We start from the raw sequence: 26074 nt of genomic DNA, 5'->3' as shown, positions 1-26074 counted from the left end.
AGGAGATTGCCATGAAATCTTTTCCAATGTTCATCCGTACCACGGGCCGCCGGGTCGTTATCGTCGGCGGCGGAGAGCAGGCGGCACAGAAGGCGCGATTGCTCCTGAAAACCGATGCTGAGCTGGTTCTGGTGGCCCCGGCGCTTGATGCGGAACTGGCTGATCTGGTGGACAGCGGGCGGGCAGGGCAGATCTCAGAGCTATCGCCGGCGGTGTTTGAGGACGCGGTCATGGCCTTTGTCGGCACCGGCTGCCCCGCGCTGGATGCGGCGGCGCATGCCCTCGCCAAGGCGGCACGCTGCCCGGTGAATGTGGTCGACCAGCCCGACCTTTGCGACATAACCACGCCCGCTATCGTGGACCGAGACCCCATCGTCGTGGCCATCGGGAGCGAAGGCACCGCACCTGTATTAACGCGCGAGATTAAGACCAAGATTGAGCGATTTTTGCCGCAGAACATTGGTGGCCTCGCTGCCTTTGCCGGGCGGCTCAGACCCAGTGTCGCGCGCAATATTCCCCTGGCGCAGCGCCGCGCCTTCTGGGCGTGGGTCTTCAAAGGGACCCCCCGCAGACAATGGGTGCGCGGCGCCGAACGCGACGCCGCGCGCGACATCAAAGCGGCCATTGCCAGCGGCGGCACCACCGGGGAGAGTATCGGCCAGATCACCTTGGTCGGCGCTGGCCCCGGCGCGCGCGACCTGTTGACCCTGCGCGCGGTCGAAAGGCTTCAGGAGGCGGATGTGATCTTTTACGACAGGTTGGTCGATGCAGAGGTTCTGGAACTGGCCCGCCGTGACGCTGAGCGCGTGTTCGTCGGCAAGCATGTCGGTGCCCATCGCTGGCCGCAGGATCGGATTAACAGCATGGTCGTCTCCGAGGCGAAGAAGGGGCGTCGCGTTGTGCGGTTGAAATCCGGAGATCCCGGGGTGTTTGGACGCGCTGCCGAGGAAGTTGAAGCTGCGCGTGAGGCCGGTATTCCAATCGAAATCGTGCCCGGTGTGACTGCCGCCTGTGCCGCCGCCGCCGGGCTTACTCGCAGCCTGACAGAGCGGGGTGTCGCCAATACTCTTGTGCTGGCGACAGGCACCGGCAGGGCGGAAGACCCATTGCCCGACAGCATCCGCCTGTCCGGTCCCGGCACCACCACCGCGCTTTATATGTCGGTGTCTCAGGCCAGCCGACTGTCCGGGCTGTGGATGCAACAAGGGATGCCGCCGGACTGCTCGGTGGATATTTGTGTTGAGGTAACCAAACAAGGCCAACGGTATTTGGAAGCGACTGTCGCTACGATGGCGAATGTTTTGCGGGAACACCGCGTGACAGGCAGTGCGATCCTCCTCGTCACGTGGCCATCGGCAGATGGAGTCACGTCAGCGGTGCCGAAATACGAAACGGGAGTGAGCCTTCAAAGTGAGACCGCGGCGAATGGCGGCAGAACACGAGGATGTCCCGTCGCCCCCTCCTTTCGTGACCGCCATGTCATCTGACAGTTAGCTGTGTTTCACCTAACCCTACCAGCGGCCCAAACACGCTCTATGCTTTCGTCTACCTGTTCAACCGAGGAGACGCGCAGAGATCGGCAGTGAAGTACCGGATTTGCAAATACTGGCGGTTGCGATGCCGGGGATCTGACCCGAAGCGGGTGGTCGTTGCCGGTGGGAAATGCAGCAATCGCTGCGATGAAATCGTTTCCGAAGGATGAATTAACCTCGGCTCATAATCGGTACGTGCGTATCGTAGAATTCAGGGGTTCAACTCAAAGTTTGGCCTTTTCTCTGCACGGGATAACACGCGAATAGCCGCAGCATAGCCTTCGATCCCTAACCCCGCTATGACGCCGGTCGCAACACCAGATACGTAGGAGTGGTGCCGGAAGGCCTCCCGACGGTGAACGTTCGAAATATGGACTTCGTAAATCGGGATTTCACAACTCGCTAAGGCATCGCGAATAGCAATTGAGGTGTGGGTATAGGCGGCTGGGTTGATGACGATGCCCAGCCCCTCGGTTCTTGCTTCATGGATCATCTCTACAATTTCACCCTCATGATTGCTTTGGCGAAACAGAATGGCCAGATCATATTCGGCGGCAACGCGTCGGCAGAGCGTTTCGACATCGTGCAGAGTATCCCGCCCATAAACCTCAGGCTGTCTGGTGCCCAGCAGGTTCAGGTTCGGGCCGTTGAGTATATGGATCGTTTGGGAACTCATCTGATGTCCTTTGAGCCAACGTGGGAGATCGCCTGGCAAATTTCGGTTGATGCGGCCAAGCTGCGTGCGGTTGCTTGAGCCATTTGCGGAAGAACCATCCATTCCAACGCCCAAGCCGCTCCGGAACGTTCCTGCTCGTGAACCAGTCCTTGATGCATGGCCGACACCTGAGTGGCATTGAACCGGGCGAGCGTCACAAGCAATTCAGCCAGTACGGGGTTTTGTTTGTGGGGCATCGCAGAAGAGCCGCCCGCGTTGTCCAGCGCGATTTCGTCGACGCCTTGTTGCGCCATGAGGCAAATGTCTTGTCCCATTTTGCCAAGCGTTCCGCTGATCAGCGACAGCAGGCCTGCGTAGTCGACCACCGCGTCGCGCATTGCGTGCCATGCCTTTGGCGGGTTCGCGAGACCGAGCCGTAAAGCCACTTCAGCCCCGAGAGATTCAGCATGGAGCAAAGCTGCCCGATCCCCCGCTGCGCCCCCAAGTTGAAGCCGCTCGACGCGGGGCCTGATCTGCGAGAGCCGCTGGCGATGGTCGTCTAAAGGCTGAGACCATGTGACGAACCGCTCTCGTGCCGCAATGGGCATCGCCGCCTGCATCCGGGTGCGCCCCATGATCCTCTGGTTCCCGAACCGCGCCGACAAAGCGTCCATGGCTTCCGTCAGTTCCAAAAGGCGCCGCTCCAGAAGGTTACTGTAGTCCTTCAAAGTCAGGACCAAGGCGGTATCAATCACATCCTGCGAAGTCGCGCCGCTATGTATGGCTTCACCATGAGAGCCCGCAGTGTCCCTGATCTGCCGTACCAGTTCGGGAACAACCACCCCGTCACGCGCTGTCGCAGAACGAAGTGCTTCCATATCGGGTTGGAAATCGTCGAAAGTACGCGCGACTTCTTTCGCGGTATCTTCAGAAATACTGCCGACTTTGCACAGCCCCTGCGTATAGGCTCTCTCGAAGGCGATCATATGCGTCATCTGCCGCGTGGGGCCCCAAATCTCCGCGGCCTCTGCGTCGCCAAATAACCCGCTCAACCAAGGATGCTCGAAAGGGGAGGTCATCAAATCTTTTCCATCAGGTCTTCCAGCAGATCTGAGACAGTTTTGGGGTTTTCAATACAGGGTAGATGACCACAGCCGGGCACGAGGTGATAGGAGGCGTCCGGTATAACCTGCGCCAACGCCCTGACGAGTTCCGGCGGGGTCGCGCGGTCTTCACTTCCGGCGATGCAAACTGTCGGCACCGTGATTGCCCCAGCTCGCGTCGTAAGGTCACTGTCTCTGATTGCGGCGCAAACGCCGCTATAGCCAACAGCAGATGTGCGGGTCAGCATATTGCGGTAGCCTGCCCATTCGGCCGAACGTGTCGCGTGAAAGTTTTGGCTGAACCAGCGTTCAAGAATGGCGTCCGAGAGCGCAGCGATACCGGACTTCCCAACGCTTTCAATGCGCGCATTCCAGCTTTCCGCGTCACCGATCTTGGCTCCGGTGCAACATAGCATGAGCGCGCTCACCTGCGCCGGGTAGGCAGCGGCAAAACCTTGAGCGATTTGGCCGCCAACGGATACACCGCAGATCAGGGCAGGAGGCAGGTCAAGGTGCAGAGCAAGGGCAGCAACATCGTCGATGAGCTGGTCCATCGTAATTGGCCCATCGTCGCTCAGCCCATGGCCGCGCTTGTCAAGGCAAAGCACTGGCGTTTGTGACGGCAGCCGGTCAATGACTTTGTCCCAGATCCGGAAGTCCGTACCAAGCGAGTTCAGAAACACCACAGGCACGCCGGTTCCGGGCCGATAGCGATAGTGGTGTGTCATCCCGTTGAGGGTGGCGAACATCATGGGGTGGCGGCAGAGGCGGTCTTTGGCGCAGCGCTCTCTCTCGTCTTCAGCCCCAATATCTCCCGCGCCACTTGCCACGTCGCGACAGGTCGCTCGTATTTCTCGCAAAGTGCGACGGCCCGCTTGACCAATGCGGCGTTGGAGGGCGCGAGCCTATGGCGGTCCAGTCGGACATTGTCTTCCAGGCCGGTTCGGGTGTGACCGCCTTTGGCGATAGACCATTCGTTGATGGTCAACTGTGCAGGGCCGATACCGGCGGCGCACCATTGGGCGTCCGGTGCCAGACGTTTGAGTGTTTCGATGTAGAAGTCAAAAATCGGCTCGTCCGCAGGCATCGCATTTTTCACACCCATGACAAACTGCACATAAAGGGGCCCCTTTAACCGACCATCTTGGGCCATGCGGATGGCTTGTACGATATGACCAAGGTCAAAGGCTTCGATCTCGGGTTTGACATCATGGGCGATCATTTCCGAGGCCAGCCAGTCGACCAAGTCGGGACTGTTTTCATAGACGCGCGTTGGAAAATTGTTCGACCCTACTGACAGCGAAGCCATGTCTGGCGACAACGATAGCATACCGCCGCGCTCCTTACCCGCGCCAGAGCGTCCCCCGGTTGAAAGCTGGACGATCATGCCCGGGCAGTGCTGTTCCAGACCTTCTTTCAGTCGCGCAAAACGGGCCGGGTCTGAGGTGGGGCGACCGTGATCGTCGCGCACGTGGCAATGGGCGATCGAGGCGCCCGCCTCAAAGGCCTCCTGAGCACTTTCGACCTGTTCGGAAATGGTGATCGGGACTGCCGGGTTGTTGTCTTTCGTCGGCAGGGACCCGGTGAGTGCAACGCAGATGATACACGGGGTGGTCATAGCGGCCTCATAGATCGAAGAATACGGTTTCGCCCGCGCCCTGTAGGCGAATGTCGAAGTGATAGGCGTTGCCATCGGCGTGCGCGATCAGCGTCTCACGGCGCAGGGGCTGTTCAATCAGGGTGAGGACTGGGTCAGCCGCGTTGGCCGCGTCTTCGTCACCGAAGTACATTCTCGTGTTGAGCCCGACATTAATGCCCCGAGCCACCAGCCAGAGATTGATGTGCGGGGCCATTGGCCGGGCATCGGGCCCGGTCACCTTGCCGGGCTTCACGGTCTCAAAGCTGAATACCCCGGTCTCGAAATCGGGCGTGACCCTCCCCCAACCGCGAAAGCCGTCTTCAACCTCGCCTTTTCCGGGATAGATGCCTGCAGCGTTTGCCTGCCAGACCTCAACTAAAATGTCCTTAACCGGCGCGCCGGTGCCGTCGGTTACCGTACCGGTGACGGTGATACGTGTACCTGCAGCCTTCGGGCCAGCAATGTCCCGCCCCAGTTCGTGGTCGTAGATATCGAAGCCGGCGTCGCCGGGCACGAGCCCGATGTGAACATAGGGCCCAGCCGTCTGAGATGCGGTTTCTTTGAGGTAGTCGAGTGTTTGCACCATGATTAGTTCCCTTCTGGCCGGTTTTCGAAGAAGGTCGAGCGGCGTCCCCGAAGGACAATGTCGAATTTATAGGCAATGCTATCGAGCGGCAGGGAGGCGTTTAGATCCAATGCGGCGACAAGCTGATCAACGGCGCGTTGTTCCGGAATGGATTGCACAATTGGGCATTTGGCGATGAGGGGGTCGCCCTCGAAGTACATTTGGGTGATCAGGCGCTGCGCAAAAGCGGTCCCGAATACAGAAAAATGGATATGGGCCGGCCGCCAGTTGTTGACCCAGTTCCGCCATGGATAGGCGCCGGGTTTGACAGTGCGGAAGACGTAGTACCCATTGTCATCGGTCAGCGTGCGACCGCAGCCGCCAAAGTCCGGATCGATCGGCGCGAGGTAACTATCTTTCTTGTGCCGATAGCGGCCCCCTGCGTTCGCCTGCCAGATCTCGACAAGGGTGTTCGGAACCGGCCGCGCGTTTTCGTCCAAGACACGACCATGCACGATAATGCGCTCCCCAATAGGGTCTCCTGTTTTGGCGTAGTTCAGGATCAGATCATTGTCGATCTCTGCAATGTCGCCTTGCCCAAAGGTCGGTCCGGTCAGTTCGCTGTCCGAGTTTTGCAGCGACAAAAGCGCATGGCGCGGCGAGCGCGCGACACTGGTTTTGTAATCGGGCGTAAGGGCAGGCGGATGCCATGTGCGGTCACGTTGGATGAGGTCGCCATTGCTCATGATTGTTCCTCCTCCATTTCTGCATAGGTCTGTTTGGCCAGCGCGATCGCGTGGTTCGCGGCGGGCACCCCGGCGTAGATGGCGACATGCTGGAATACTTCGATCACGTCCTGTCGGGTGGCGCCGGTATTGGCGGTCGCGCGGATATGCATCGGGATTTCGGCGAAGTTCTTGGTCGCGGCCAAGAGCGCGAGTGTGATCATGGACCGCTCTCGCCGCGAGATTGCATCAGAAGCCCAAACAGTTCCCCAAGCCGCTTCGGTGATCAGTGTCTGGAACGCGCTGTCGAACTCGGTCTCGCTTGCGGTCGCACGGTCTACATGGGCATCTCCGAGCACGGCGCGGCGCACCTTCATTCCAGCGTCATATCTATCGGTCATTTCTTTGGCATTCCTTTCGGGCGCATCAGTCGTTTCTGAGCGGCAATTCTAAAGGGGGCATTGGGGGCGCCGTAGCCCGCGTATCCGCCACGACGCTCGACGATTTCAAAGAACATGCCCCCCGCGTAAGGACGCGAGTAGAACTGGAAGAACGCCCCTTTTGCATCCTCATCATAGAGTATGTTTCCGACCTTCAGGGCGGTAAGCATGTCGGCATCTAGATCGAACCGCGCGACGAGGTCGGCGTAATAGTTGTCCGATATTGGCAGTGGCTCGAACCCTTTGGCCCGCATCGCGCTGCTGGTGGCAAAGATGTCTTCGCTCGCCAGTGCGATGTGCTGCACGGAGGCGCCAAAGCTATCGGCAAGGAAGTTGCCTGCCATGGTGCGATGAGTTTCTGCGCCATTAAGCGTGATGCGAAACGCGCCGTCTCGGGTTTCCAAAGCTTGGCTGCGCACCAGCCCGTCGGGGTCTACCACATCGACCATCGGAGATTTTCCCATGTCGAACAGCGTGGTATAAAACAAGGACCAACTGAGCATTTCGTCATAGCTCATGGTCTGGGCAATGTGATCGATGCTTGTCAGGCCCGCATGGGTCTGCTCGGCGTCGGTCTGGTTGAACTCGACCGACCAGACATCATTCAGCCCGCTGCCTTGATCGATGAAATGCAGGACACTGCCGCTTAGCCCGCGAATGGCCGGTATATCCAACTCTCCGGGGCCAATCGGCTGATGAAAGGGCGCGGCCCCAAGCGCTTTGGCACGGCTTACGGTCTCAGTCGCCGCATCGACGGAAATGCCGATGTCGCAGACGGTTGTGCCGTGGGTCGTATAGGCGCTGCTGGCATAGCCGGTGGTCTCCCGGTTCACCACGGTCCGTATATCGCCTTGGGTCCATAGGGACAGCTTTTTGGCGATATGGGTGCCGGAGAGAGTGAAGCCGAGCGTTTCGAGCAATCGCTCCAGCGCATCGGCTTCTGTGCCCCGGGTGGCGAACTCGACGAAGGACACCCCTTCGACCTTCGAGCGTTTTGGCAGAGCGGGGGATGTCGGCGTCGTCGCCGGTTCTTCACGCCGCACGTCGTCCATCAAGGCGACTAAAGATCGATAGCCGTCCTTTGCGATGGTCTTGGGATGGCCCCCGCGGAACTGATCGTTGAAGATCTCCAGTGAAATTGGCCCCGTATACCCGGTGGCCATGACTGCCTTCATGAAGCCTGTTACATCCAGATCACCTTCCCCCGGCATATTGCGAAAGTGGCGCGACCAATAGAGCAGGTCCATGTCAATTGCAGGGGCATCGGCGAGTTGCACAAAGAAGATCTTGTCGCCGGGAATGCGGCGAATGGTTTCGGGATCAATCCTGCGTGCCAGCGTGTGAAAGCTGTCGAGGATCAGGCCAACCGAGCCGTGATCGGCGCGGCGCACGATTTCCCATGCGTCGCGGTGGTCATTGACGTGCCGCCCCCACGCCAGCGCTTCATAGCCGACCCGCAGGCCGCGCTTGGCCGCCCTGTCGCCGAGCGCGTTGAAGTCCGCCGCAGACCGGTCGATGCCGCCTAGAGCCTCCGGGTGGCAGCTCGAACAGATAAGAACAAGGTCTGTGCCAAGATCTTGCATCAGGTCAAACTTGCGTTCCACCCGATCAAAAACCTTTGCCCGGTGCGGTTCTGGCAAACCTTCGAAATCGCGGAATGGCTGAAAGAGGGTGATCTCGAGACCCATGGCGCGGATCATGTCGCCCACTTCTTTGGGGTCCCCGTCATGGGCGATAAAGTCCTGTTCGAAGATTTCGATACCATCAAAACCGGCAGCGGCAATGGCTTCGAGTTTCTCCGGGAAATTGCCGGATATGGACACTGTTGCGATGGATGTTTTCATCTCAATACCCCAGGACTTGCGGCAGCCAAGTCACTGTCTGCGGCACAAATGTAAGAACCAGCAGGACCAGTACCTCGACCAGAAAGAATGGCAGGATTGCCTTGACCATGCGCGCCATGCCGACGCCCGCAATGCCCTCTGCCACAAACAGACAGAGGCCCAGAGGCGGGGTAATCAGGCCGATCATCAGGTTGAAAATCACCAGAATGCCGAAGTGAACCGGATCAATGCCCAGACTTACGGCGATAGGGTGGAGGATCGGCACCAGCACCAGCATCGCGGCGATGCCTTCGAGGAAGAGACCGACAAAGAGAAACAGAAGGATGACGGCGATCAAGAACGTGGTCTTGCTGTCAACATTGCCCAACACCCAATCGGTCAGCATGTTGGGAACACGGTTGTAGGCCAACAGCCAGTTGGCTGCCGAAACCGCCGCGATGATGATTAGGATCACGGCGCTATCGCGCATCGCTTCGGTAAAGATGATAGGAAGGCGTCTAAATGCAATCTTGCGATAGACAAAAAGGCCTACAACCAACGCATAGGCGACCGCAAAGCTGGCGGCCTCTGTGGGTGTCACCACGCCAAGCAGGATCGATCCCACAACAAAAACCGGCATCAGCAGTGGCAAGATGCCCCCAAGCAGCGCCTCTCGGGCCGGTTGCGCGTCGGGCATGTCGTCGGCCGCCTGCCGGATCTTGGTCATATCAACCGTTAGCATGACGTAGCCGGAGAGAAAGACGGCCAGTAACAAGCCGGGGATCACGCCGGCCATGAACAGGGCAGGGACCGAGACCCCGGTGACGATTAACGCATAGATGATGACCGGTATCGAAGGGGGAATAATCGGTCCGATAACCGATGAGGCCGCTGTCAGGGCCGCCGCATAGGCACGGTCATAGCCATGTTTTTCCATTTCGGGGATAAATACCCGGCCGATGGCAGAGGTGTCGGCGACAGCGGAGCCAGACAGACCCGCGAAGATGACCGAGGCCCAGATGTTGACCATCGCAAGCCCGGCGCGCATCCGACCTACAAGGACGTTGGCAAAAGCGATGATCCGTCCGGTAATACCGCTCTCGTTCATCAATTCGCCAGCCAGCACAAAAAGCGGAATGGCCAGCAACGGGTAGGAGTTCAGCCCGTTGAACAGTTCGGTCGCGACGATGCGCAGCGCGTAGGGGGCTTCACCCACCGCCATGAAATAGCTCAAAGAGGCGAGGATCGCGAAGGCAATCGGCACACCGATGAGAAGCCCTGCGATAAGGATGATATAGACCATTTCAGTTCCCCCGGAGCGCGATCAGGCGCTCGACGAATTTCAGAACCGCCGCAAAGGTGATCATTGCGCCGCCAAGGATCAGCGAAAACTGGTAGACGCCAAGGGTGCCGAGCGCAGCAAAGGCCTCGATCCCTGTGCTCTTTTCCAGCCAGCGTGCCAGACCGAACATGCCGGAGGACATTGTGTTGCCGCGACGTTCGAGAAAGGCGAGGCCAGAAAGGACCAGCAGCACTCCGGTTACCATCATCACAAGGTCGCTGAGCGCGAACATCAGTGTCTTGCGCTGGTCGCTCAGAAAATCGATCAGGATCGTGAAGCGGATATGGCGGTCTTGCATATAGGCCATTGAGATGCCGAACATCACGCCATAGGCAGCCAGATAGACCGGCAGTTCCTCGCCCCATTGGACCGACTGGCCCACGGTGTAGCGCCGTAGGGAATTGATGAAGATGATCGCAAACACCAGCATCATCGAAAGCCCGGCTCCCCAGCCGAAGACTTGAGCAACTATTCTATTCAGTCTGTCCATGACCCAGGCTCCTCCGCGGTTGGTATGGTGTAGCCAGGCCGAAGACGGCCTGGCTGTAGGAGCAGCTTATTGCGTTGCTGCCACTGCCGATTGGAGCTCATCGATCCAAGTGGCGTTCTCGCCCAATTCGCCGCGCAGGAACTCAACCACTGCTGGCTGCGCTTTCTCGGCAAACATGGCGAGTTCTTCTGCGGTGGGCGAATAGACCTGCATGCCTTCTTCTTGAACCGAAAGCACGCCCTGCGCCGTTGTCCACTGCTGGATTGAGCGGCCCATATTGCCGGCCACGATGGCGGCGCGGGTCACGACCTCTTGCTGGGGGGCGGTGAGGGTCTGGAAGAATTCATCGCTGACGACGATAAAGTCTGCCGCGTAAACGTGACCATCAAGGATCATGTATTTTTGGAGTTGATGCAGACCGTTATTGTAGATGACGCCGACCGGGTTCTCTTGCCCGTCAACCACACCGGTGGACAACGCATTCGGCAGTTCCGTCCATGCGATCGGGGTCGGTTCGCCGCCTAAGCCGCTGACCATCTCAAGATAGAGTGGGATCGGCTGCACCCGAAATTTCAAGCCTTCCATATCGGCTGGGGTACGAATTTCGCGCACGTTGTTGGTAAAATTGCGAAAGCCGGTTTCACCATAGGCCAAGGTCCGCATGCCGGTCTGCTCAAGACAGTGCTCAGACAGTGCTTCACCGAATTCACCGTCAAGCACCTCCCAAGCGACGGTTGCAGAAGAGAACGTGTAGGGGATGTCGAGAACCGAGGCCGCGGGGCAGGCTTTGGACATGGCCCCCGATACGATGGCCATTTGCAGAAGGCCTTCCTGAACTTGCCCGACCAGTTCGTCTTCGTTACCCAAAGCACCCGCCGGGAAGATTTCAACTTCCAGATCAGTCTCGCCTTCGACAATGTTGCGGAAAATCTGGGCCGCCGCGCCTTTCTTGGAGCCGGTCCACTCATCGGGATCAACATGGGCAATGCGCAGGGTCTGAGCCTGTGCGCCGGCGGCGGCAAGGCCAAGGGCGAGCGCCGTGGCCGTGGTGAGGGTGGTAAAATTGAAACGCATGCTATCCTCCATTTTGCGTTCGGTCGCCGCCTGCGCGGCAAGTCTCATGAGATGAAAGCGTCGAATGTGGCTTTCATCCGCATCGGGTCGGGCTTGCGCCCGGTAAAGAGTTCATAGGCCCGCACGGCCTGATAGACGGCCATTCCAGAGCCCAGCAAAACCCGGCATCCTGCCGCGCGCGCGGCGGCAAGCAGCTCGGTTTCAAGCGGGAAATAGACAATATCGGCGACCCATAAATCGGGATGCAGCAATTCGACCGGGTAGGCCGAGCCCGGCAGCTTCGCCATCCCCATGGGGGTCGCGTTTACGACACCTGTAGGAGCGATCTCCGGTAGTTGGTCGAGACCGATGGCATCGACCTGCGCGGCACCAGCATTTTGGGAAAGCTGCGTCACCAGAGCTGCGGCGCGCGCCGTGTTCGTGTCAGTGATCGTCAAGCGATCGGCACCAAGGGACAGGAGCGCATGAGCGACAGCAACCCCTGCGCCGCCCGCGCCAATTTGCAGAACATGGCCCATTTTCGCGTCCGGCAAGTTCCGACGGAAGCCTTCTTCGAACCCCCATTTGTCAGTGTTGTGACCGATGCGACGCCCGTTGCGAAAGACCACGGTGTTGACGGCCCCAATGGCGCGGGCGTTCGGAGATAACTCGTCCAAGAAGGCCATGACGTCAATTTTATAGGGAAAGGTCACGTTCAACCCGGCAAAACCGCAAAGCTCGGCGGCGTCGACGATTTTTTCCAGCGGGGCCTCCCCTCGCGGAAAAGCATCGGCATCAAGAATTTGGTAAAGAATGCGATGCCCTTGGGCAGCTCCCTCGGCCATGTGCATCCTTGGGGTGCGGGACTGTTGAATGCCTCGGCCCACCAGTCCGATCAACAAATCGGCAGATCCGTCGTCTTGCGCGTGCTTGGCCTGCTTCTTGATCTGTGACGACACTCGTTACCTCCGATGCATCCAGCGAATCCTCCCGGCACGCTGGAATGGCCGTAATGAACCATATGGTTAATTGTGTGTCAACAGATATGTACCAAGCAGTTAATTGTGCTATGCTGGTCGGACCGTTAGGGAGTTACGCATGACCACATCCGCCAAAACATCAACGAGTCGTCAGCGCACTTCATGGAAGCAGGACCCCGAAGCCGTTAAAGCGGATATCCTTCGCGTGGCACGAGCGGAGTTCGCCGCCCACGGCTTGTCAGGCGCGCGGGTGCAGGACATCGCGGAGAAGACAAAAACGTCCAAGCGGATGATTTTTTACTACTTCAAGGACAAAGAGAGCCTCTATCGCGAAGTACTCGAACAGGCCTACAACGATGTGCGAGAAGGCGAGAGGGCCCTTGAGCTGGAGAACCTCGACCCTGTTGAAGCTCTCTCTAAGCTGGTCAAATTTACCTTTTCACACCACCGCGACAACGAAGATTTTATCCGCTTGGTGATGATTGAGAACATTCATCGAGGCATACATCTGACCGCCTCGGAAACCATTCGATCAGGCAACACGCCGGCGGTTGATCAGTTAAAAGAAATCCTCGAGCGTGGACGCGAGATGAAAGTGTTTCGCTCGGACATCGATCCCCTTCGGCTACATTGGAAAATAAGCGCCCTGTGCTTTTTTAACGTGTCCAACGAACCTACCTTCACCCGGGTTTTTGGGGATGAGATCGTCTCCCAAGAGGGGCAAAGAAAGCTTAAAGAAGAGATTGTCAGCACGATTTTGAACTCGGTCTTGGCAGTCCCGGTTTCCGGTTCCTGATAGGCGGCGTTAAGCCTTGATTAAATAGCTTTGCGCTGCCGTCGTGTCTGGGTGTTCAGCCAGCATGAAGTCAAAGGTGTGGCCAACGCGGTCTGCAGTTTCGATACGAATAGAAACAGCTGCCTTTGCGAATATTTCGTCCAGGCACCAAGATAATGTGCGCCTTTGAAGGAAGCCATTCGTTTCACTTGCAAATCAGGCAGTCTAATTGACCATTCTGGGGAGTGTGCGGCAGAATTTTAAAGCTCTAGCCCTGCCCTAAGGACCCCTTGGCAGGGCGGCTCCGACGCATCTGCTGAAGCATCGAAGACGAGTAGAGGATCAGCGCCGCCCATATCATCGGAAAGGCGATCATCCGCGCGCGGCCAAATTCTTCGCCGAAAACAAAGACCGCCACGATGAAGATCATCGTGGGCGCGATGTACTGCAGAATTCCGATGGTCGAGAGACGCAAGAGCTTGGCGCCGTTGGCGTAAATTAGCAAAGGCACGGCTGTAACCGCGCCACAGCCCAGCAAAAGCCAAGTATCGACAGGCGCCCCAGTGAGAAAATTCCCCTGACCGGACGTTGTGAGGTAGGCGATATAGGCGAGGGCCGGGACGAGAAGAAGCAGCACTTCGAGCAGGAAGCCTTGGTTCGGCCCGATCGGCAGGCTCTTTTTCGCCAAGGCGTAAAAACCCCAGCTTAATGTCAGCCCCAAAGCAACCCATGGGATCGAACCGGTATCCAGTGCCAACACGAGCACGGCTCCTACGGCGAGGCCAACGGCAATTAACTGCCGTTTGGACATGCGTTCGCCCAAAAGGAGCGCGCCCAAGAGAATGCTGAACAGTGGGTTGATGTAATATCCCAGTGCCGCATCAAGCGCGTGTCCGGAGGCAATCGCCCAAACATAAATACCCCAGTTGACCGAGATCAGCGTCGCCGTTACCGCACCCATGAGCAGCGTTCGAGGGGAAAGCAACGCCGCTTTCAAATCCCGCGTCCGCCGCATCGCCACGAGTACAAACGCGGCAATCGGCACAGACCAGACCACCCGGTGCGCAACAACTTCGGCCGCCGGGATATGCGACAGCGCCTTCATATAGAGCGGCAGGAACCCCCAGAACACATAGGCTGTAATGGCAAAGGCCAGACCTTGGGGTGTGTCTTCGTTGGGTCTGGTCGTGAGGCTGTCGGGGTTGCGCATGGGTGGTCCTCCGCATTCGTCCTAACCTCTTCTATGAACGCCTGCCAGCGTCAAACTATCCTGTCGTCTGAATGGCTAAACTTGCAGGCAGGGCTTCGGATGGCGCTAGTTCGGCTTTCCCTCAGTTCAGGTATCTACCGGCACCAATGGGATCGCCATTCCAGCGCTACGGCCAGCGGTTCAGACGGCCTCCAATGCGATGGCGATCCCTTGGCCAACGCCGATACACATTGTAGAAAGGGACTTCTCTCCAGGTTTCAACTCCAGCATGGCTGTGCCGGTGATCCTGGCCCCTGACATGCCAAGCGGATGTCCAAGACTGATTGCGCCGCCGTTGGGGTTCACCCGTGGATCGTCGTCTGCGATGCCCAAATCACGTAAGGTGGCAAGGCCCTGAGACGCGAAAGCCTCGTTCAGTTCGATGACACTGAAATCCTCTTGCTTCAGCCCGAGCCGCGCCATCAGCTTTTTGGACGCAGGCGCAGGACCAAAGCCCATGATACGCGGTGCGACTCCGGCCGTCGCGCCGCCGAGGACTTTGGCAATAGGGGTCAGCCCATGTTTCTCTGCGGCTTCTTTCGTGGCGAGGATCAATGCCGCCGCACCATCATTGACGCCGGAGGCATTGCCTGCCGTCACCGTACCATCCGCTTTGACAAAGGATTTAAGCTTTTGTAGCGCTTCCAAGGTGGTCGAAGGGCGGGGATGTTCATCTTCTGACACAAGGATAGGATCACCCCGGCGCTGTGGGATAGAGACAGGCACGATCTCTTGCGCCAGACGCCCGCTTGCTATGGCAGCGCCTGCTTTTTGCTGGGACCGGAGGGCGAAGGCATCTTGATCTGCACGGGTAACGTCAAAATCCTCCGCCACGTTCTCCGCGGTTTCGGGCATTGAATCGACGCCGTATTGCGCCTTCATCATCTTGTTGACGAAACGCCAGCCGATGGTGGTGTCAAAAACCTCGTTGTTCCGTGAAAAGGCGGTTTCAGCCTTAGGCATTACGAAAGGTGCGCGCGACATGCTCTCAACCCCGCCTGCAACGATCACTTCGGCCTCTCCGGCCTTGATCGCCCGCGCCGCGGTGATCACCGCATCCATACCAGATCCGCAGAGCCGGTTCATCGTGGTGCCGGGGACGGTCTCAGGGTAGCCCGCCAACAACAGTGACATGCGCGCGACGTTACGGTTGTCCTCGCCTGCCTGATTGGCGCAGCCAAAGATGACTTCATCGATTACCGCAGGGTCCAAAGAGGGGTTGCGTTCGACCAGCGCCCTGAGGGGTACAGCGCCCAGATCATCGGCCCGGACAGAGGACAGCGCCCCGCCATATCGGCCAATGGGGGTGCGGATGTAATCACAGATATAGACGTCGATCATGCCAGTTCCTCCGGTACGATAAGATCGGCAACATCGCCTTCAATGTGCAACGTGGCCCCGGTGACGGCCTGTAGAGCGTCCATGCTGAGCCCCGGCACTTTCTCCCGCAGGATGAACCTGCCGCCCTTGATGTCGATCACCGCGAGCGAGGTATAGACTTGGGTGACACATCCCAAGCCAGTGAGCGGGAAGGTGCAGCGTTCGACCAGTTTCGGGCCGCCATCCTTGGTGACATGATCGGTGACCACGGCCACCCGTTTAGCGCCATGCACAAGGTCCATCGCGCCGCCCACGGCAGGCACACCCTTGGTGCCGACGCGCCAATTCGCTAGGTCGCCATTCTGAGCAACCTGATAGGCCCCCAGTACGGCGAGATCGAGATGCCCGCCGCGCACCATCGCGAAACTGTCGGCATGGTGGAAAAACGCGGCACCGGGCTTGAGCGTGATGGGCTTTTTGCCGGCATTGATCAGATCCCAATCCTCTTTACCCTCTTTCGGAGCCTGACCGAAACCCAGTACCCCGTTTTCGGTGTGATAGGTCACATCGCGGCCTTCGGGCTGGAATTTGGCGATCATCTCGGGGAAGCCGATGCCGAGGTTAACGTAAGATCCGTCTTCGATGTCCTGCGCCGCGCGCCATGCGATCTGCGCGTTCGAGAGCTTGTCTTGCATGATGTTGAACTCCGCCATCAGTAAACCACTCCTGTGCGCACAAGCACTTCTTCTTGTTGAGGTTCTGCCACTTCCACGATTGCGTCGACAAAAATGCCCGGGGTGATGACCTCTTGCGGGTCGATGCTGCCGGGCGCGCCCAGCACGCTGACCTGCGCGATGGTTTTTGCTGCCGCCATGGCCATAAGCGGGTTAAAGTTGCGCCCCGCCATGCGGTAGGTCAGGTTGCCGGTACGGTCCCCGTCCTGCCCCTTGATCAGCGCAAAATCCGCCTTCAGCCATCTTTCGCGGACATACATCTTGCCATCGAATTCTTCGGTCGGTTTGCCTTCGGCAAGTTCCGTGCCGAAGGAGGTCGGCGTGTAGAAGGCGGGGATGCCGGCACCGGCAGCGCGGATGCGCTCGGCCAATGTGCCTTGGGGGACGAGGTCCAACTCGATCTCGCCTGCGAGGTACTTTTCATTGAAGGCTTCGGCGTTGGAGCTGCGCGGGAAAGAGCAGATCATCTTGCGGACCATGCCTGCTTTGATCATCGCCGCGATGCCGCAATAGCCGTTGCCCGCGTTGTTGTTGATGACAGTAATGGCCGCCGGGCTGCCGGTGGCGCGAAAGCGGTCGATAAGGGCGTGGATCAGTTCGATTGGCGCGCCAGAGCCGCCGAACCCTCCGATCATCACCATCGCGCCATCCGGGATATCGGCCACAGCCTCGGCCACGGTAGGAAGTGCTTTGTCCATTGCTGGTCTCCTCAGGTTACCGAGGGTCTAGCGGTCGGGCGTATGCAGAACCAGAAATTTGTGCGTATATTGACATTTGTTCGTTTTGCGCAATTTGTTGTGCGCATGACGAACAAATCCAGCAGTACAATCTCATCTCTCGCCAAGGGACTTCGGGTGATCGAATGTTTCGATGCGCAGCGCCCCAAGCTGTCGATTAGCGAGGTCGCCGCGCTGACCGGGCTTGACCGTGCTACTTCGCGCCGGTGCCTGTTGACGCTCCATGCCGAAGGCTATGCTGCCTATGATGGGAAATACTTCGCTCTCACACACCGCTGTTTGCGCCTCGGCACGGGGGCCATCGGCGCTCTGCAACTGCCGCAGGTCGTGCAGCCTTGGCTGGATCAGCTGACCGAACAGATCGGTCAAAGCTGCTCGGTCGCCATTCTTGACGAGATCGAAATTGTCTATCTCGCTCGGGCATCGCAGCGGCGTGTCATGTCGATTGGCCTGATGCCCGGATCGCGCCTTCCGGCGCATAGCACGTCCATGGGGCGCGTGTTGTTAGGCGCGATGCCGGAGGCAGAAGCGCGCCGGATTATTGAGGCGTCCGACCTCTCCCCGCGCACCCGGTTCAGCTTGACGGATCCGGATGAGATCATGATGCACGTGCAGGCAGCGCGGACGCGCGGCTATGCGGTGGTCGATCAAGAAGTTGAGATCAGTCTGCGCTCGCTCGCGGTGCCAGTGCTCAACAGCAAAGGTACCGTGGTTGCTGCTCTGAACACCGGAATGGCGGCCACGCAGCCGGATCCGGAAGAGTTGGTCGAAAGTTACCTGCCCGCGCTGCTGAAGGTGCAGGCCGGAATTTCCCGCATTCTTGGATAGGGCGCGCAGGGGGCGGTCATGCAGCGGATTATCCCCAACTGCATAAATTGGTTCACGCCAAATACGGATTATTTTGCGATGGTCCGATTGGCGATTGCGAATGCTAATGGCGTCGTGAATTGGGTGAAGACAAAGGCGATAGGCCAGGCGGTGAGCGCTTGCCAAGGCCAAGCCAAAAGCCATTCCATGGTAAGCCCCACGATCAATAGCGGCATTGTGCCTGATATTAAAACCGCCATCATGAAGGTGATGAGGATTTGAGCGAGGATAAGAGTTTTTCGGTTCATTTCGGTCGTTTCCATGTTGCGGTCGGAGGGGGGAACACAACTCCCCCGGCACCGACCAATGAGTGGTCGATGCCGAGGGTTCGCAGGATACTGCGACTGGATCTCTGGAAGTCAGAGGGCCGGAATAACCAACCGGCCTCAGAATCTTTTCGGCGGTTAAGGGTTACCGCCAGAGGCCTGACCGTGCAAGGCGATCCACCTTTAGCGTTGGACGCCTTAGAATGAGGTTTCGCCTATGTCGTCCACGATAAAATCGATAAGCGTCCGTACCTTGCGCGGAAGGGCGCGGCCTTCGAGGTAGACCGCCGCCACATCGCCTTTCTCCCCGGTCCACTCGGGCAAAAGCGGCACCAGCGCACCGCGTTCGATGGCGTCACTCACCGCGAAGCTCGGGATATAGGCCACTCCAAGCCCTTGGCGCGCGAGTTCTGCCGCCGCGTGAGCGGAGTTCACCTGAAACCGTCCTTTGACTTGGACGACCCGTTCCTCAGACGCCCGAGTGAAGTTCCAGCGACGCGCAAGGCGCCGGTTCGTATCGACGATACAGCTTACCTCGGACAGGTCTTCAGGCCTTGTGATCTTGGGACTCTGGGCCAGAAAGGCGGGGCTGGCGACAAGAATGCTTTCGAAACGGGTCAGGCGGCGGACCTTCATGGACGACAGATCGAAATGGCCAATGCGCAGGGCCAGGTCGATCCCATCTGATGCAAGGTCCGCATAGGTATCGCTCAATCGCAGATCGATTGTTAGATCAGGGTAAATGGCGCCGAAGCGTGCCAGCATGCCGGCCACGTAAATCTCGCCAAAAGTGACGGGGGCCGTGATCCGGAGCGGACCGGACAGACCTTCGGACCCTTGCGAAACTTCCTCTAGGAGGTCGTCGATCCCATCAAGGAGCGCGGGGACACCGGCCAGCAAGGTTTCCCCAGCCGGGGACAGCCCAACCTGCCGTGTCGTTCTTTGCAGCAGGCGAACCCCAAGCCTCTGCTCAAGCTCGGCCACGTACTTTGACGTCAGGCGGTTGGAGGTGCCTATTTCTTCGGCCGCCGCGGTGAACGATCCGCTTCGGGCCGTTGCCACGAAGGCGCGCAATTGATCGAGCAGGTCCATCTTATTCAGTACATTTTATGGATAGTCATTCCATATATTCGCCATTTTGAGCGAGGGGTGCAAGGCGTATGTAGGGGACATACCAACAACAGGGCCGCTTGCATGCGGTCTCTCCCCAGAAGGAACCAAACGAATGGTAACGCAATTCAATACCGATCTCGCAGCCCTAACGCTCCGTCTCTCCAGCGGTGTTCTCTTTATCGCCCACGGGTGGATGAAGGTGAGCCTTTTCACCATTCCCGGCACCGTCGCGTTTTTTGAAAGCCTAGGCCTACCGGGCTTCTTTGCTTACCTGACAATCCTCGCTGAGCTTGGTGGTGGTCTTTTGTTGATCGCTGGCGTTGCGGTCCGTCTTGTGTCCTTGCCGCTGGTTGCCATCCTCCTTGGGTCGGTCTGGGCTCATGCCGGGTTCGGCTGGACCTTCTCAAACCAAGGTGGTGGATGGGAATTCCCGCTGTTCTGGGCGGTAGTCCAAGGCGTGATCGCCCTGCTGGGAGCGGGCACCTATGCGCTGCGCCTGCCGGTGATTGACCGTGCCTTGGGTAAATTCGCCTGATCTGCTGAAACCTCCCGGATCACCCAATCAAGGGTGATCCGGTCAACCGGAGACATTACGATGCAGACCCATACCTTGCACAGCCTGCGCGATCGCTTCGCACCAACTCAAAGAATGCCGGTTGTCTTTCTCGGCCACGGCAGCCCTATGCATGCCATCACGGAGGGGCCGTTCAGCCAAGCTTGGACCACTTTGGGGGAGGGCCTTCCACGGCCAAACGCGGTCCTCGTGGTATCGGCCCATTGGATGACACGCGGCACAACGCTGGTTGATGTCTCCGCCTTGCCGCGCACGATCCACGACTTCAATGGCTTTCCGGACGCGCTCTATGCTGAGCAATACCCGGCACAGGGGCAACCGGAGCTCGCGCGCGAAGTTGTCTCTCTTCTCTCGAGCCACCGGGCCGAGGAAGACGACACCTGGGGGTTGGACCACGGCGCCTGGGCGGTTCTGAAATATCTATACCCGGAAGCGGATGTTCCTGTGTTTCAGGTCTCCATCGACATGGGGCAAGGGTTGGCACATCAACTCGAGATCGGCCAAGCACTGTCCGACCTGCGAGATCGGGGCGTGCTCATGCTCGGGTCTGGCAATATCGTTCATAACCTGCGGCGGCTGAGCTTTAACGGAAGACCCGAATCCTTTGCGCTTGAGTTCGATGATCTGTTTAGCGGTCGTTTGATCGACCGTGACTTCGATACGCTGTCAAATCGCGAAAAGTTGGGCTCTCTACTTATCGAAGCGCACCCCAGCGTGGACCATTACTTGCCCGCGCTCACAATCGCGGGCGCATCGGATCAGCGCGATGACCTGCTGTTCATGACCGACAGTATCGACCTTGGGTCGATCTCCATGCGGTCCTTTATCTTTCATCCGAGGTAGGCCACGGCCCTTCGAGCGTGTTTCAAGCGCCCGCCCGGAAGAACCGGCGCGGGTGCCTTCGATTTTTGGCGGCACCTTTGGGTGACCATAAGATAGCCGTTCATTACACCCGACGCGCTGCGTGAAATCGCAGGGTATCACCTAAGACCCCACCCATCATCGACAGAAACCGAATTCGGCGGGCATTCTGTGCTGCAGATGAAAACTTGCAGATGCGGTGAAGCCCATGACGAAGATCGACCAAATCGAGACGATGATCCTCGACATCCCGACCATTCGAGGACACGTGCTTTCGATGGCGACGATGCGTACGCAGACCGCTGTCTTGGTTCGGATCAAATACTCTGATGGGTCGGAAGGGATCGGTGAGGGCACGACCATCGGCGGTCTGAGCTACGGCGCCGAAAGCCCTGAGGGCATCCAATCTGCAATTGATACCTATATCACTCCGCTCTTGCTGGGCCGTGAAGCTGATAATGTGAACGGCGCGATCCAACTGATCGACAAGCTGGTGAAGGGAAACCGCATTGCCAAAACCGCAGTGGAAATCGCGCTGTGGGACGGGTTGGGCAAACGGCTCGGTGTGCCGGTCTCGCAGCTGTTCGGCGGAGCGGTGCATCAGAAATTGCCCGTCGCTTGGACCTTGGCCTCGGGGAATTCCGATACGGACATCGCCGAAGCGCAGGAAATGATCGAAACCCGGCGTCACAATATCTTTAAGCTGAAAATCGGCAAACGGTCCGTGCGGGAGGATGTCACGCATGTTGCGCGTATCAAACAGGCCGTAGGCGATGCGGCAAGTGTAAGGGTGGATGTCAATACGGCGTGGTCCCTTCAGGAAGCACGCTGGGGTTTGAAGGGGTTGCAGGATGCTGGCTGTGAGCTGGTCGAACAGCCTGTCGCCGCGCGCTATCGCCGGGCGATGGCCGAACTGACCAAGGGCTATGAGATCGCCGTCATGGCGGATGAAGCTCTGAATGGCCCGGAGGACGCGTTGGCCGCCGTCCGTGAGAATTGCGCCGACGTTTTCGCCGTGAAAGTTTCCCAGTCAGGCGGGCTTAAACGCGCCTCTGAGGTTATCGCGATCGGTCAGGCCGCTGGCCTTGGCCTTTACGGCGGCACCATGCTTGAGACCGGATTGGGCACGGCAGCAGCGCTGCAACTCTTTGCGACGATCGAGACCCTGCACTGGGGCACCGAATTTTTCGGACCCTTGTTGCTGACGGACGGGATCCTCGCGGAGCCGCTTATTTACCGCGACTTCTGTGTCGAAGTCCCGTCCGGCCCGGGCATCGGTGTCACGCTCGACCCCGACAAGATCACCGCATTCCGACGTTGTGCGCAACGCAGCATGAAAGCCGTCGCTGGCTGATTGCCAGCGGGGGGAAATGAAAAAATCAGCCGACACGCTGGAGAAGCGTGAAGGCGCTTAGGAGGAGGACCAAATGTTCACACAATCCAATCTTGATGAGTTCCAGACGCGCCTTGATGGCGCGATCCAAGATGATCCTGAAAACGGTGTATTCCGTTGTCGCCGGGACATCTTCACCGATGAAGAGATGTTCGAACTGGAGATCAAACATATCTTCGAAGGCAACTGGATCTACATGGCGCATGAAAGCCAGATCCCGAACTCGGGCGACTACTTTACCCTGACGATGGGGCGCACGCCGGTTGTCATCACCCGCGACAAGGAAGGCGAACTGCACGCGCTGGTGAACGCTTGTTCGCACCGTGGGGCGCAGCTTTGCCGGTTCAAACGTCGCAATCAAAAGACATTTACCTGCCCTTTCCACGGTTGGACCTTTTCGAACACCGGCAAGCTTTTGAAGGTCAAAGACCCCAAAGGCGCAGGTTACCCTGAGCAGTTCAACAAGGACGGCAGCCACGACCTTACCAAAGTGGCGAAGTTCGAGAACTATCGCGGGTTCCTATTCGGCTCGCTCAGCGAGGACGTTCAACCGCTGACAGACTACCTGGGCGATGCGTGCAAGATGATCGACATGATCGTGGATCAGGCCGACGAGGGGCTTGAGGTCCTGCGCGGCGCGTCGACCTACACCTATGACGGCAATTGGAAACTACAGGCCGAGAATGGGGCCGATGGCTATCACGTCTCGGCGGTTCATTGGAACTATGTGGCGACCACGGCCCACCGCACCGACGATGGTAAGGAAGACGACATCAAGGCAACGGATGCCAGCAAATGGGCCAAGCAGCGGGGCGGCTTTCACGCCTATGAGAACGGTCACATCCTACTCTGGACCGAATGGGCCGATCCGACCAACCGTCCGGGATATTCGCGCCTTGAGGAATGGACCGAAAAGCACGGCGAAACCAAAGCCGATTGGATGGTAGGTGTGTTGCGCAACCTTTGCCTCTACCCAAACGTCTTCCTGATGGATCAGTTCAGTTCCCAGATCCGGGTCTTCCGCCCGATCAGCGTCAATGAGACCGAAGTGACCATCTATTGCATCGCTCCTAAAGGGGAGAGCCAAGAAGCACGGACCCGCCGCATTCGGCAGTACGAGGACTTCTTCAATGCCTCAGGGATGGCCACACCGGATGATACCGAAGAATTTCGGGCCACACAGCGCGGCTATGCCGGTGCTGCACATGCCAAATGGAACGACCTGACCCGCGGGGCCACACAGTGGATCAAGGGGCCGGATGAGGATGCCAAGAAGCTGGGGATCAACCCGATCCTATCTGGCGCGCGGACGGAGGACGAAGGACTCTTCGTGATCCAGCACAGCAACTGGCAAGAGCGTATGAACCATGCCATCGCAAAGGAACGCGAAACCGCGCCTGATGCGACTTTGGCAGCAGAATAAGGGGGGTCTGAGATGAGCACTGCAACACTTGAGCGCACAGAAGCTGCCTCGGCCATGAGCTATGAAGAGATCCAAGCGTTTCTCTTCGCAGAGGCCCGCGCCCTTGATGACCGGGACTGGGACACTTGGTTGGCCTTCTACCACAAGGATTGCCCCTTCTGGATGCCTGCATGGGACGATTATGACACGCTGACCGAAGACCCGGCGAACGAGATTTCACTGATGTACTATCCCAACAAACAGGGCATCGAGGATCGCGTCTTTCGGATCAAAACCGACCGGTCATCGGCCACGTCACTGCCTGAGCCGCGGACCAACCATTACCTTTCTGGTATCGAAGTGCTGGCTCGCAAGGGCAGCGAGATCAAGCTGCGCTTCAACTGGCAAACGCTGAGCTACCGTTACGGTGCGACCGACCAGCACTGGGGCACGTCTTTTTACACGGTCGACATCACCGGCCCCAAGCCGCTGATCACTGACAAAAAAGTAGTCCTGAAGAACGACCACATCCACCACGTGATCGACGTCTACCACACCTGATCCCGTTCCGTCGGGAGCCACTACACCCCCGCGCAGCCCGGCAGGCTGCGTGGCCAAGGGAGGAGCATGCCATGACAAGCTACAATGTCGCCCTGAACTTTGAGGATGGTGTCACCCGCGTCATCCAATGCGAAGACGATGAGAAGGTAACGGATGCGGCCTTCCGGCAGAAAATCAACCTGCCGATGGATTGTCGCGATGGTGTTTGCGGCACCTGCAAATGTTTTGCCGAAAAAGGCACCTACGAGCTTGAGTTCTACATGGACGAGTCCATGAGCGACGAGGAAGCCGAAGCGGGCTTTGTCCTGACCTGTCAGATGATACCCGAAAGCGACTGCGTGTTGCGCGTGCCGACATCATCCGCAGCCTGCAAAACCGCGCCGGAGGCCGTCGAAGGCGAGGTGCTGGCCGTCGAAACCCTTTCTGAGACATCCTTCAGCTTGAAGCTGAAACTGGCCAAACCCCTGGGTTTCCTGCCCGGGCAATATGTCAACGTGACCGTCCCGGGAACCGGACAGCACCGCTCCTATTCCTTCTCTTCCGCGCCGGGCGATGATGAGGCGACCTTCCTGATCCGCAATCTGCCCGGTGGGGTGATGAGCAGCTATCTGGGCGCGCAGGCCAAACCGGGCGATCAGGTGACGCTCACTGGTCCGATGGGGGCGTTTTACCTGCGCCCCATCGAACGTAACCAGCTTTGGCTGGCAGGCGGCACCGGCCTCGCGCCTTTCCTCTCGATGCTGGAGCAATTGGCCGAGCTGGGGGCCGATCAGCCCATCAAACTCTATTACGCGGTGACCCGTGCTGCGGATCTGGTCGAATTGGACCGGGTCAACGCGCTGGCCGAGAAGATTGGCAATGTCACCGTCGTGACCGTCCTCGCAGCAGAGGACGAGGCGCATGACCGCAAGGGGTTTGTGACCGATCACCTTTCGGCAGAAGACCTTTGCGGCGGGGATTGCGATGTCTACCTCTGCGGCCCGCCGCCCATGGTGGATGCGGTGCGGTCGCACTTCGACATATTGGGCGTGGCACCGGTGAGCTTTCATTATGAAAAGTTCAACCCGACAGAAACCTCGGCAGAAGCCGCATGAGTGCGCGTTTCGAAGGCAAGGTTATGGTGGTCACGGGTGCGGCGCAGGGCATCGGTCGATCGGTGGCAGAGCGCGCGGCGAAAGAGGGCGCACGGGTTCTGATCGTCGACCGTTCTCCCGCCCGCAACGAGGTGGTCAAAGCGATCCGCAGTGCCGGGGGGGAGGCCGAAGCGATTAGCGTCAACCTCGAGACATGGACCGGCTGCGCAAAGGCCATGCAAAAGGCCGTCGATCTATGGGGCCAGATCGACATCCTGATCAACAACGTGGGCGGCACCATCTGGGCCAAACCCTATGAGCATTACGAGCCAACGCAGATTGAGGCAGAGGTACGTCGCTCGCTTTTCCCGACACTGTTTTGCTGTCGCGCTGCGATCGACCACATGTTGCAACGCGAAAGTGGCGTGATCGTCAACGTATCTTCCATCGCCACACGGGGGCTCAACCGCGTGCCTTACGGCGCGGCCAAAGGGGGGGTGAACGCGATCACCGCGAACCTTGCCTGGGAGATGGCCGAGCGGGGCATTCGCGTGGTGGCGACAGCGCCCGGTGGCACCGAAGCGCCCGCGCGCGTGGTGCCGCGCAATCCGAATGCCGAAGAAGAACAACGCGAGGACTGGTATCAGACCATCGTCGACCAGACGATCCAGTCCTCCTTCATGAAACGATACGGAACACTCGACGAACAGGCAGGTCCGATCCTGTTTCTGGCGTCGGATGACGCGTCCTACATCACCGGCGTCACGGTGCCGGTGGGTGGGGGCGATCTTGGTTAGACCCT

28 protein-coding genes are annotated in these 26074 nt (G+C 58.7%); 10 read left to right on the top strand and 18 right to left on the bottom strand.

The genetic code is table 11. From position 1 onward, the window contains the following. Window positions 1-11 precede the first annotated feature (11 nt). Complete coding sequence (cysG, locus tag B5M07_RS19245) at window positions 12-1487, top strand: siroheme synthase CysG (RefSeq protein ID WP_120352685.1); 1476 nt, start codon at window positions 12-14, stop codon at window positions 1485-1487. A gap of 256 nt (window positions 1488-1743) precedes the next feature. On the opposite strand, the gene aroQ is transcribed toward cysG, so the two are convergent. From aroQ to B5M07_RS19185, 12 genes are all read right to left on the bottom strand, one after another. Beyond that, window positions 1744-2208 carry a type II 3-dehydroquinate dehydratase gene (gene aroQ, locus B5M07_RS19240; RefSeq protein ID WP_120352684.1) on the bottom strand — a complete coding sequence of 155 codons (465 nt, stop codon included), beginning with the start codon at window positions 2206-2208 and terminating at the stop codon, window positions 1744-1746. Further along, window positions 2205-3266 (bottom strand): 3-carboxy-cis,cis-muconate cycloisomerase, encoded by a 1062-nt coding sequence (locus B5M07_RS19235; RefSeq protein ID WP_120352683.1) that lies wholly within the window; start codon window positions 3264-3266, stop codon window positions 2205-2207. The genes aroQ and B5M07_RS19235 overlap by 4 nt, the downstream gene beginning before the upstream one ends. Further along, the gene (gene pcaD / locus B5M07_RS19230) at window positions 3266-4042 is read right to left on the bottom strand and encodes a 3-oxoadipate enol-lactonase (protein ID WP_120352682.1); all 777 of its coding nucleotides are present in this window, start codon (window positions 4040-4042) and stop codon (window positions 3266-3268) included. Before pcaD ends, B5M07_RS19235 begins: the two co-directional genes overlap by 1 nt. Beyond that, a complete protein-coding gene (locus tag B5M07_RS19225) occupies window positions 4039-4908 on the bottom strand; it encodes a 3-keto-5-aminohexanoate cleavage protein (protein WP_120352681.1) in 870 nt (289 codons plus the stop codon). Before B5M07_RS19225 ends, pcaD begins: the two co-directional genes overlap by 4 nt. A gap of 7 nt (window positions 4909-4915) precedes the next feature. Then, entirely contained in the window at window positions 4916-5515 is a 600-nt protein-coding gene (gene pcaG, locus B5M07_RS19220; protein ID WP_120352680.1) for a protocatechuate 3,4-dioxygenase subunit alpha, read from the bottom strand. 2 nt (window positions 5516-5517) lie between these two features. Beyond that, entirely contained in the window at window positions 5518-6240 is a 723-nt protein-coding gene (gene pcaH / locus B5M07_RS19215; protein ID WP_120352679.1) for a protocatechuate 3,4-dioxygenase subunit beta, read from the bottom strand. Then, the gene (pcaC, locus tag B5M07_RS19210) at window positions 6237-6620 is read right to left on the bottom strand and encodes a 4-carboxymuconolactone decarboxylase (protein WP_120352678.1); all 384 of its coding nucleotides are present in this window, start codon (window positions 6618-6620) and stop codon (window positions 6237-6239) included. The genes pcaH and pcaC overlap by 4 nt, the downstream gene beginning before the upstream one ends. Continuing rightward, window positions 6617-8503, bottom strand: a complete 1887-nt coding sequence (locus B5M07_RS19205) for a bifunctional sugar phosphate isomerase/epimerase/4-hydroxyphenylpyruvate dioxygenase family protein (RefSeq protein WP_120352677.1) — start codon at window positions 8501-8503, stop codon at window positions 6617-6619. The genes pcaC and B5M07_RS19205 overlap by 4 nt, the downstream gene beginning before the upstream one ends. Before the next feature lies 1 nt (window position 8504). Continuing rightward, on the bottom strand, window positions 8505-9785 hold the full coding sequence (locus B5M07_RS19200; RefSeq protein ID WP_120352676.1) for a TRAP transporter large permease: 1281 nt from the start codon (window positions 9783-9785) through the stop codon (window positions 8505-8507). Between the two features lies 1 nt (window position 9786). Next, window positions 9787-10314: a TRAP transporter small permease gene (locus B5M07_RS19195; RefSeq protein ID WP_120352675.1), complete on the bottom strand. Its 528-nt coding sequence runs from the start codon at window positions 10312-10314 to the stop codon at window positions 9787-9789. A 66-nt stretch (window positions 10315-10380) separates the two neighbouring features. Continuing rightward, a complete protein-coding gene (locus B5M07_RS19190; protein WP_120352703.1) occupies window positions 10381-11388 on the bottom strand; it encodes a DctP family TRAP transporter solute-binding subunit in 1008 nt (335 codons plus the stop codon). A 44-nt stretch (window positions 11389-11432) separates the two neighbouring features. Beyond that, the gene (locus tag B5M07_RS19185) at window positions 11433-12269 is read right to left on the bottom strand and encodes a shikimate dehydrogenase (RefSeq protein ID WP_162931934.1); all 837 of its coding nucleotides are present in this window, start codon (window positions 12267-12269) and stop codon (window positions 11433-11435) included. Window positions 12270-12465: 196 nt separating this feature from the next. On the opposite strand from B5M07_RS19185, the gene B5M07_RS19180 reads away from it, so the two are divergent. Then, window positions 12466-13143, top strand: coding sequence for a TetR/AcrR family transcriptional regulator (locus B5M07_RS19180; protein ID WP_120352674.1), 678 nt, complete (start codon window positions 12466-12468; stop codon window positions 13141-13143). Window positions 13144-13390: 247 nt separating this feature from the next. On the opposite strand, the gene rarD is transcribed toward B5M07_RS19180, so the two are convergent. The 4 genes from rarD to B5M07_RS19160 form a co-directional block, all read right to left on the bottom strand. Then, the gene (rarD, locus tag B5M07_RS19175; protein ID WP_120352673.1) at window positions 13391-14332 is read right to left on the bottom strand and encodes an EamA family transporter RarD; all 942 of its coding nucleotides are present in this window, start codon (window positions 14330-14332) and stop codon (window positions 13391-13393) included. A 180-nt stretch (window positions 14333-14512) separates the two neighbouring features. Continuing rightward, the gene (pcaF, locus tag B5M07_RS19170) at window positions 14513-15712 is read right to left on the bottom strand and encodes a 3-oxoadipyl-CoA thiolase (RefSeq protein ID WP_120352672.1); all 1200 of its coding nucleotides are present in this window, start codon (window positions 15710-15712) and stop codon (window positions 14513-14515) included. After that, window positions 15709-16386 carry a 3-oxoacid CoA-transferase subunit B gene (locus B5M07_RS19165; protein ID WP_120352701.1) on the bottom strand — a complete coding sequence of 226 codons (678 nt, stop codon included), beginning with the start codon at window positions 16384-16386 and terminating at the stop codon, window positions 15709-15711. The genes pcaF and B5M07_RS19165 overlap by 4 nt, the downstream gene beginning before the upstream one ends. Window positions 16387-16403: 17 nt before the next feature. Continuing rightward, window positions 16404-17123 (bottom strand): 3-oxoacid CoA-transferase subunit A, encoded by a 720-nt coding sequence (locus tag B5M07_RS19160; RefSeq protein ID WP_120352671.1) that lies wholly within the window; start codon window positions 17121-17123, stop codon window positions 16404-16406. 105 nt (window positions 17124-17228) lie between these two features. Here B5M07_RS19160 and B5M07_RS19155 point away from each other — a divergent pair, with 105 nt between their 5' ends. Continuing rightward, the gene (locus tag B5M07_RS19155; protein ID WP_120352700.1) at window positions 17229-17990 is read left to right on the top strand and encodes an IclR family transcriptional regulator domain-containing protein; all 762 of its coding nucleotides are present in this window, start codon (window positions 17229-17231) and stop codon (window positions 17988-17990) included. Between the two features lie 68 nt (window positions 17991-18058). Here the strand turns inward: B5M07_RS19155 and B5M07_RS19150 are convergent, their stop codons facing one another. Together B5M07_RS19150 and B5M07_RS19145 are read right to left on the bottom strand one after the other, a co-directional pair. Beyond that, the gene (locus B5M07_RS19150; protein WP_254694028.1) at window positions 18059-18205 is read right to left on the bottom strand and encodes a hypothetical protein; all 147 of its coding nucleotides are present in this window, start codon (window positions 18203-18205) and stop codon (window positions 18059-18061) included. Between the two features lie 288 nt (window positions 18206-18493). Next, window positions 18494-19387 (bottom strand): LysR family transcriptional regulator, encoded by an 894-nt coding sequence (locus tag B5M07_RS19145; RefSeq protein ID WP_120352669.1) that lies wholly within the window; start codon window positions 19385-19387, stop codon window positions 18494-18496. 133 nt (window positions 19388-19520) lie between these two features. Between B5M07_RS19145 and B5M07_RS19140 the strand changes: the two genes are divergently transcribed. The 7 genes from B5M07_RS19140 (at window position 19521) to benD (ending at window position 26069) form a co-directional block, all read left to right on the top strand. After that, window positions 19521-19943, top strand: a complete 423-nt coding sequence (locus tag B5M07_RS19140) for a DoxX family protein (RefSeq protein WP_120352668.1) — start codon at window positions 19521-19523, stop codon at window positions 19941-19943. A gap of 60 nt (window positions 19944-20003) precedes the next feature. Further along, window positions 20004-20825 carry a 4,5-DOPA dioxygenase extradiol gene (gene ygiD, locus B5M07_RS19135; protein ID WP_120352667.1) on the top strand — a complete coding sequence of 274 codons (822 nt, stop codon included), beginning with the start codon at window positions 20004-20006 and terminating at the stop codon, window positions 20823-20825. 226 nt (window positions 20826-21051) lie between these two features. After that, entirely contained in the window at window positions 21052-22197 is a 1146-nt protein-coding gene (locus B5M07_RS19130; protein WP_120352666.1) for a muconate/chloromuconate family cycloisomerase, read from the top strand. A gap of 73 nt (window positions 22198-22270) precedes the next feature. Continuing rightward, complete coding sequence (benA, locus tag B5M07_RS19125; protein WP_120352665.1) at window positions 22271-23659, top strand: benzoate 1,2-dioxygenase large subunit; 1389 nt, start codon at window positions 22271-22273, stop codon at window positions 23657-23659. A 12-nt stretch (window positions 23660-23671) separates the two neighbouring features. Next, window positions 23672-24199, top strand: a complete 528-nt coding sequence (gene benB, locus B5M07_RS19120; RefSeq protein ID WP_120352664.1) for a benzoate 1,2-dioxygenase small subunit — start codon at window positions 23672-23674, stop codon at window positions 24197-24199. Between the two features lie 71 nt (window positions 24200-24270). Further along, on the top strand, window positions 24271-25293 hold the full coding sequence (benC, locus tag B5M07_RS19115) for a benzoate 1,2-dioxygenase electron transfer component BenC (RefSeq protein ID WP_120352663.1): 1023 nt from the start codon (window positions 24271-24273) through the stop codon (window positions 25291-25293). Further along, window positions 25290-26069 carry a benzoate diol dehydrogenase BenD gene (benD, locus tag B5M07_RS19110; RefSeq protein ID WP_120352662.1) on the top strand — a complete coding sequence of 260 codons (780 nt, stop codon included), beginning with the start codon at window positions 25290-25292 and terminating at the stop codon, window positions 26067-26069. The genes benC and benD overlap by 4 nt, the downstream gene beginning before the upstream one ends. Window positions 26070-26074 lie beyond the last annotated feature (5 nt).

This window comes from Sulfitobacter sp. D7, assembly GCF_003611275.1.
Lineage (GTDB): Bacteria > Pseudomonadota > Alphaproteobacteria > Rhodobacterales > Rhodobacteraceae > Sulfitobacter > Sulfitobacter profundi.
The sequence above is the reverse complement of the archived record's forward strand: the minus strand, read 5'-3'. Positions and strand labels throughout refer to the sequence as shown.

What these genes read in the sequence shown, in the direction of transcription:
- aroQ (WP_120352684.1), bottom strand. Translation starts at nt 2,208, where the DNA reads ATGAGTTCCCAAACGATCCATATACTCAACGGCCCGAACCTGAACCTG.
- benA (WP_120352665.1), top strand. Translation starts at nt 22,271, where the DNA reads ATGTTCACACAATCCAATCTTGATGAGTTCCAGACGCGCCTTGATGGC.
- benC (WP_120352663.1), top strand. Translation starts at nt 24,271, where the DNA reads ATGACAAGCTACAATGTCGCCCTGAACTTTGAGGATGGTGTCACCCGC.
- B5M07_RS19160 (WP_120352671.1), bottom strand. Translation starts at nt 17,123, where the DNA reads ATGGACAAAGCACTTCCTACCGTGGCCGAGGCTGTGGCCGATATCCCG.
- B5M07_RS19195 (WP_120352675.1), bottom strand. Translation starts at nt 10,314, where the DNA reads ATGGACAGACTGAATAGAATAGTTGCTCAAGTCTTCGGCTGGGGAGCC.
- pcaF (WP_120352672.1), bottom strand. Translation starts at nt 15,712, where the DNA reads ATGATCGACGTCTATATCTGTGATTACATCCGCACCCCCATTGGCCGA.
- cysG (WP_120352685.1), top strand. Translation starts at nt 12, where the DNA reads ATGAAATCTTTTCCAATGTTCATCCGTACCACGGGCCGCCGGGTCGTT.
- B5M07_RS19235 (WP_120352683.1), bottom strand. Translation starts at nt 3,266, where the DNA reads ATGACCTCCCCTTTCGAGCATCCTTGGTTGAGCGGGTTATTTGGCGAC.
- B5M07_RS19140 (WP_120352668.1), top strand. Translation starts at nt 19,521, where the DNA reads ATGGTAACGCAATTCAATACCGATCTCGCAGCCCTAACGCTCCGTCTC.
- benB (WP_120352664.1), top strand. Translation starts at nt 23,672, where the DNA reads ATGAGCACTGCAACACTTGAGCGCACAGAAGCTGCCTCGGCCATGAGC.
- B5M07_RS19200 (WP_120352676.1), bottom strand. Translation starts at nt 9,785, where the DNA reads ATGGTCTATATCATCCTTATCGCAGGGCTTCTCATCGGTGTGCCGATT.
- B5M07_RS19150 (WP_254694028.1), bottom strand. Translation starts at nt 18,205, where the DNA reads ATGCCGCTATTGATCGTGGGGCTTACCATGGAATGGCTTTTGGCTTGG.
- pcaD (WP_120352682.1), bottom strand. Translation starts at nt 4,042, where the DNA reads ATGATGTTCGCCACCCTCAACGGGATGACACACCACTATCGCTATCGG.
- B5M07_RS19130 (WP_120352666.1), top strand. Translation starts at nt 21,052, where the DNA reads ATGACGAAGATCGACCAAATCGAGACGATGATCCTCGACATCCCGACC.
- pcaC (WP_120352678.1), bottom strand. Translation starts at nt 6,620, where the DNA reads ATGACCGATAGATATGACGCTGGAATGAAGGTGCGCCGCGCCGTGCTC.
- benD (WP_120352662.1), top strand. Translation starts at nt 25,290, where the DNA reads ATGAGTGCGCGTTTCGAAGGCAAGGTTATGGTGGTCACGGGTGCGGCG.
- B5M07_RS19145 (WP_120352669.1), bottom strand. Translation starts at nt 19,387, where the DNA reads ATGGACCTGCTCGATCAATTGCGCGCCTTCGTGGCAACGGCCCGAAGC.
- B5M07_RS19165 (WP_120352701.1), bottom strand. Translation starts at nt 16,386, where the DNA reads ATGCAAGACAAGCTCTCGAACGCGCAGATCGCATGGCGCGCGGCGCAG.
- B5M07_RS19190 (WP_120352703.1), bottom strand. Translation starts at nt 11,388, where the DNA reads ATGCGTTTCAATTTTACCACCCTCACCACGGCCACGGCGCTCGCCCTT.
- B5M07_RS19155 (WP_120352700.1), top strand. Translation starts at nt 17,229, where the DNA reads ATGACGAACAAATCCAGCAGTACAATCTCATCTCTCGCCAAGGGACTT.
- B5M07_RS19225 (WP_120352681.1), bottom strand. Translation starts at nt 4,908, where the DNA reads ATGACCACCCCGTGTATCATCTGCGTTGCACTCACCGGGTCCCTGCCG.
- ygiD (WP_120352667.1), top strand. Translation starts at nt 20,004, where the DNA reads ATGCAGACCCATACCTTGCACAGCCTGCGCGATCGCTTCGCACCAACT.
- rarD (WP_120352673.1), bottom strand. Translation starts at nt 14,332, where the DNA reads ATGCGCAACCCCGACAGCCTCACGACCAGACCCAACGAAGACACACCC.
- pcaH (WP_120352679.1), bottom strand. Translation starts at nt 6,240, where the DNA reads ATGAGCAATGGCGACCTCATCCAACGTGACCGCACATGGCATCCGCCT.
- B5M07_RS19180 (WP_120352674.1), top strand. Translation starts at nt 12,466, where the DNA reads ATGACCACATCCGCCAAAACATCAACGAGTCGTCAGCGCACTTCATGG.
- pcaG (WP_120352680.1), bottom strand. Translation starts at nt 5,515, where the DNA reads ATGGTGCAAACACTCGACTACCTCAAAGAAACCGCATCTCAGACGGCT.
- B5M07_RS19205 (WP_120352677.1), bottom strand. Translation starts at nt 8,503, where the DNA reads ATGAAAACATCCATCGCAACAGTGTCCATATCCGGCAATTTCCCGGAG.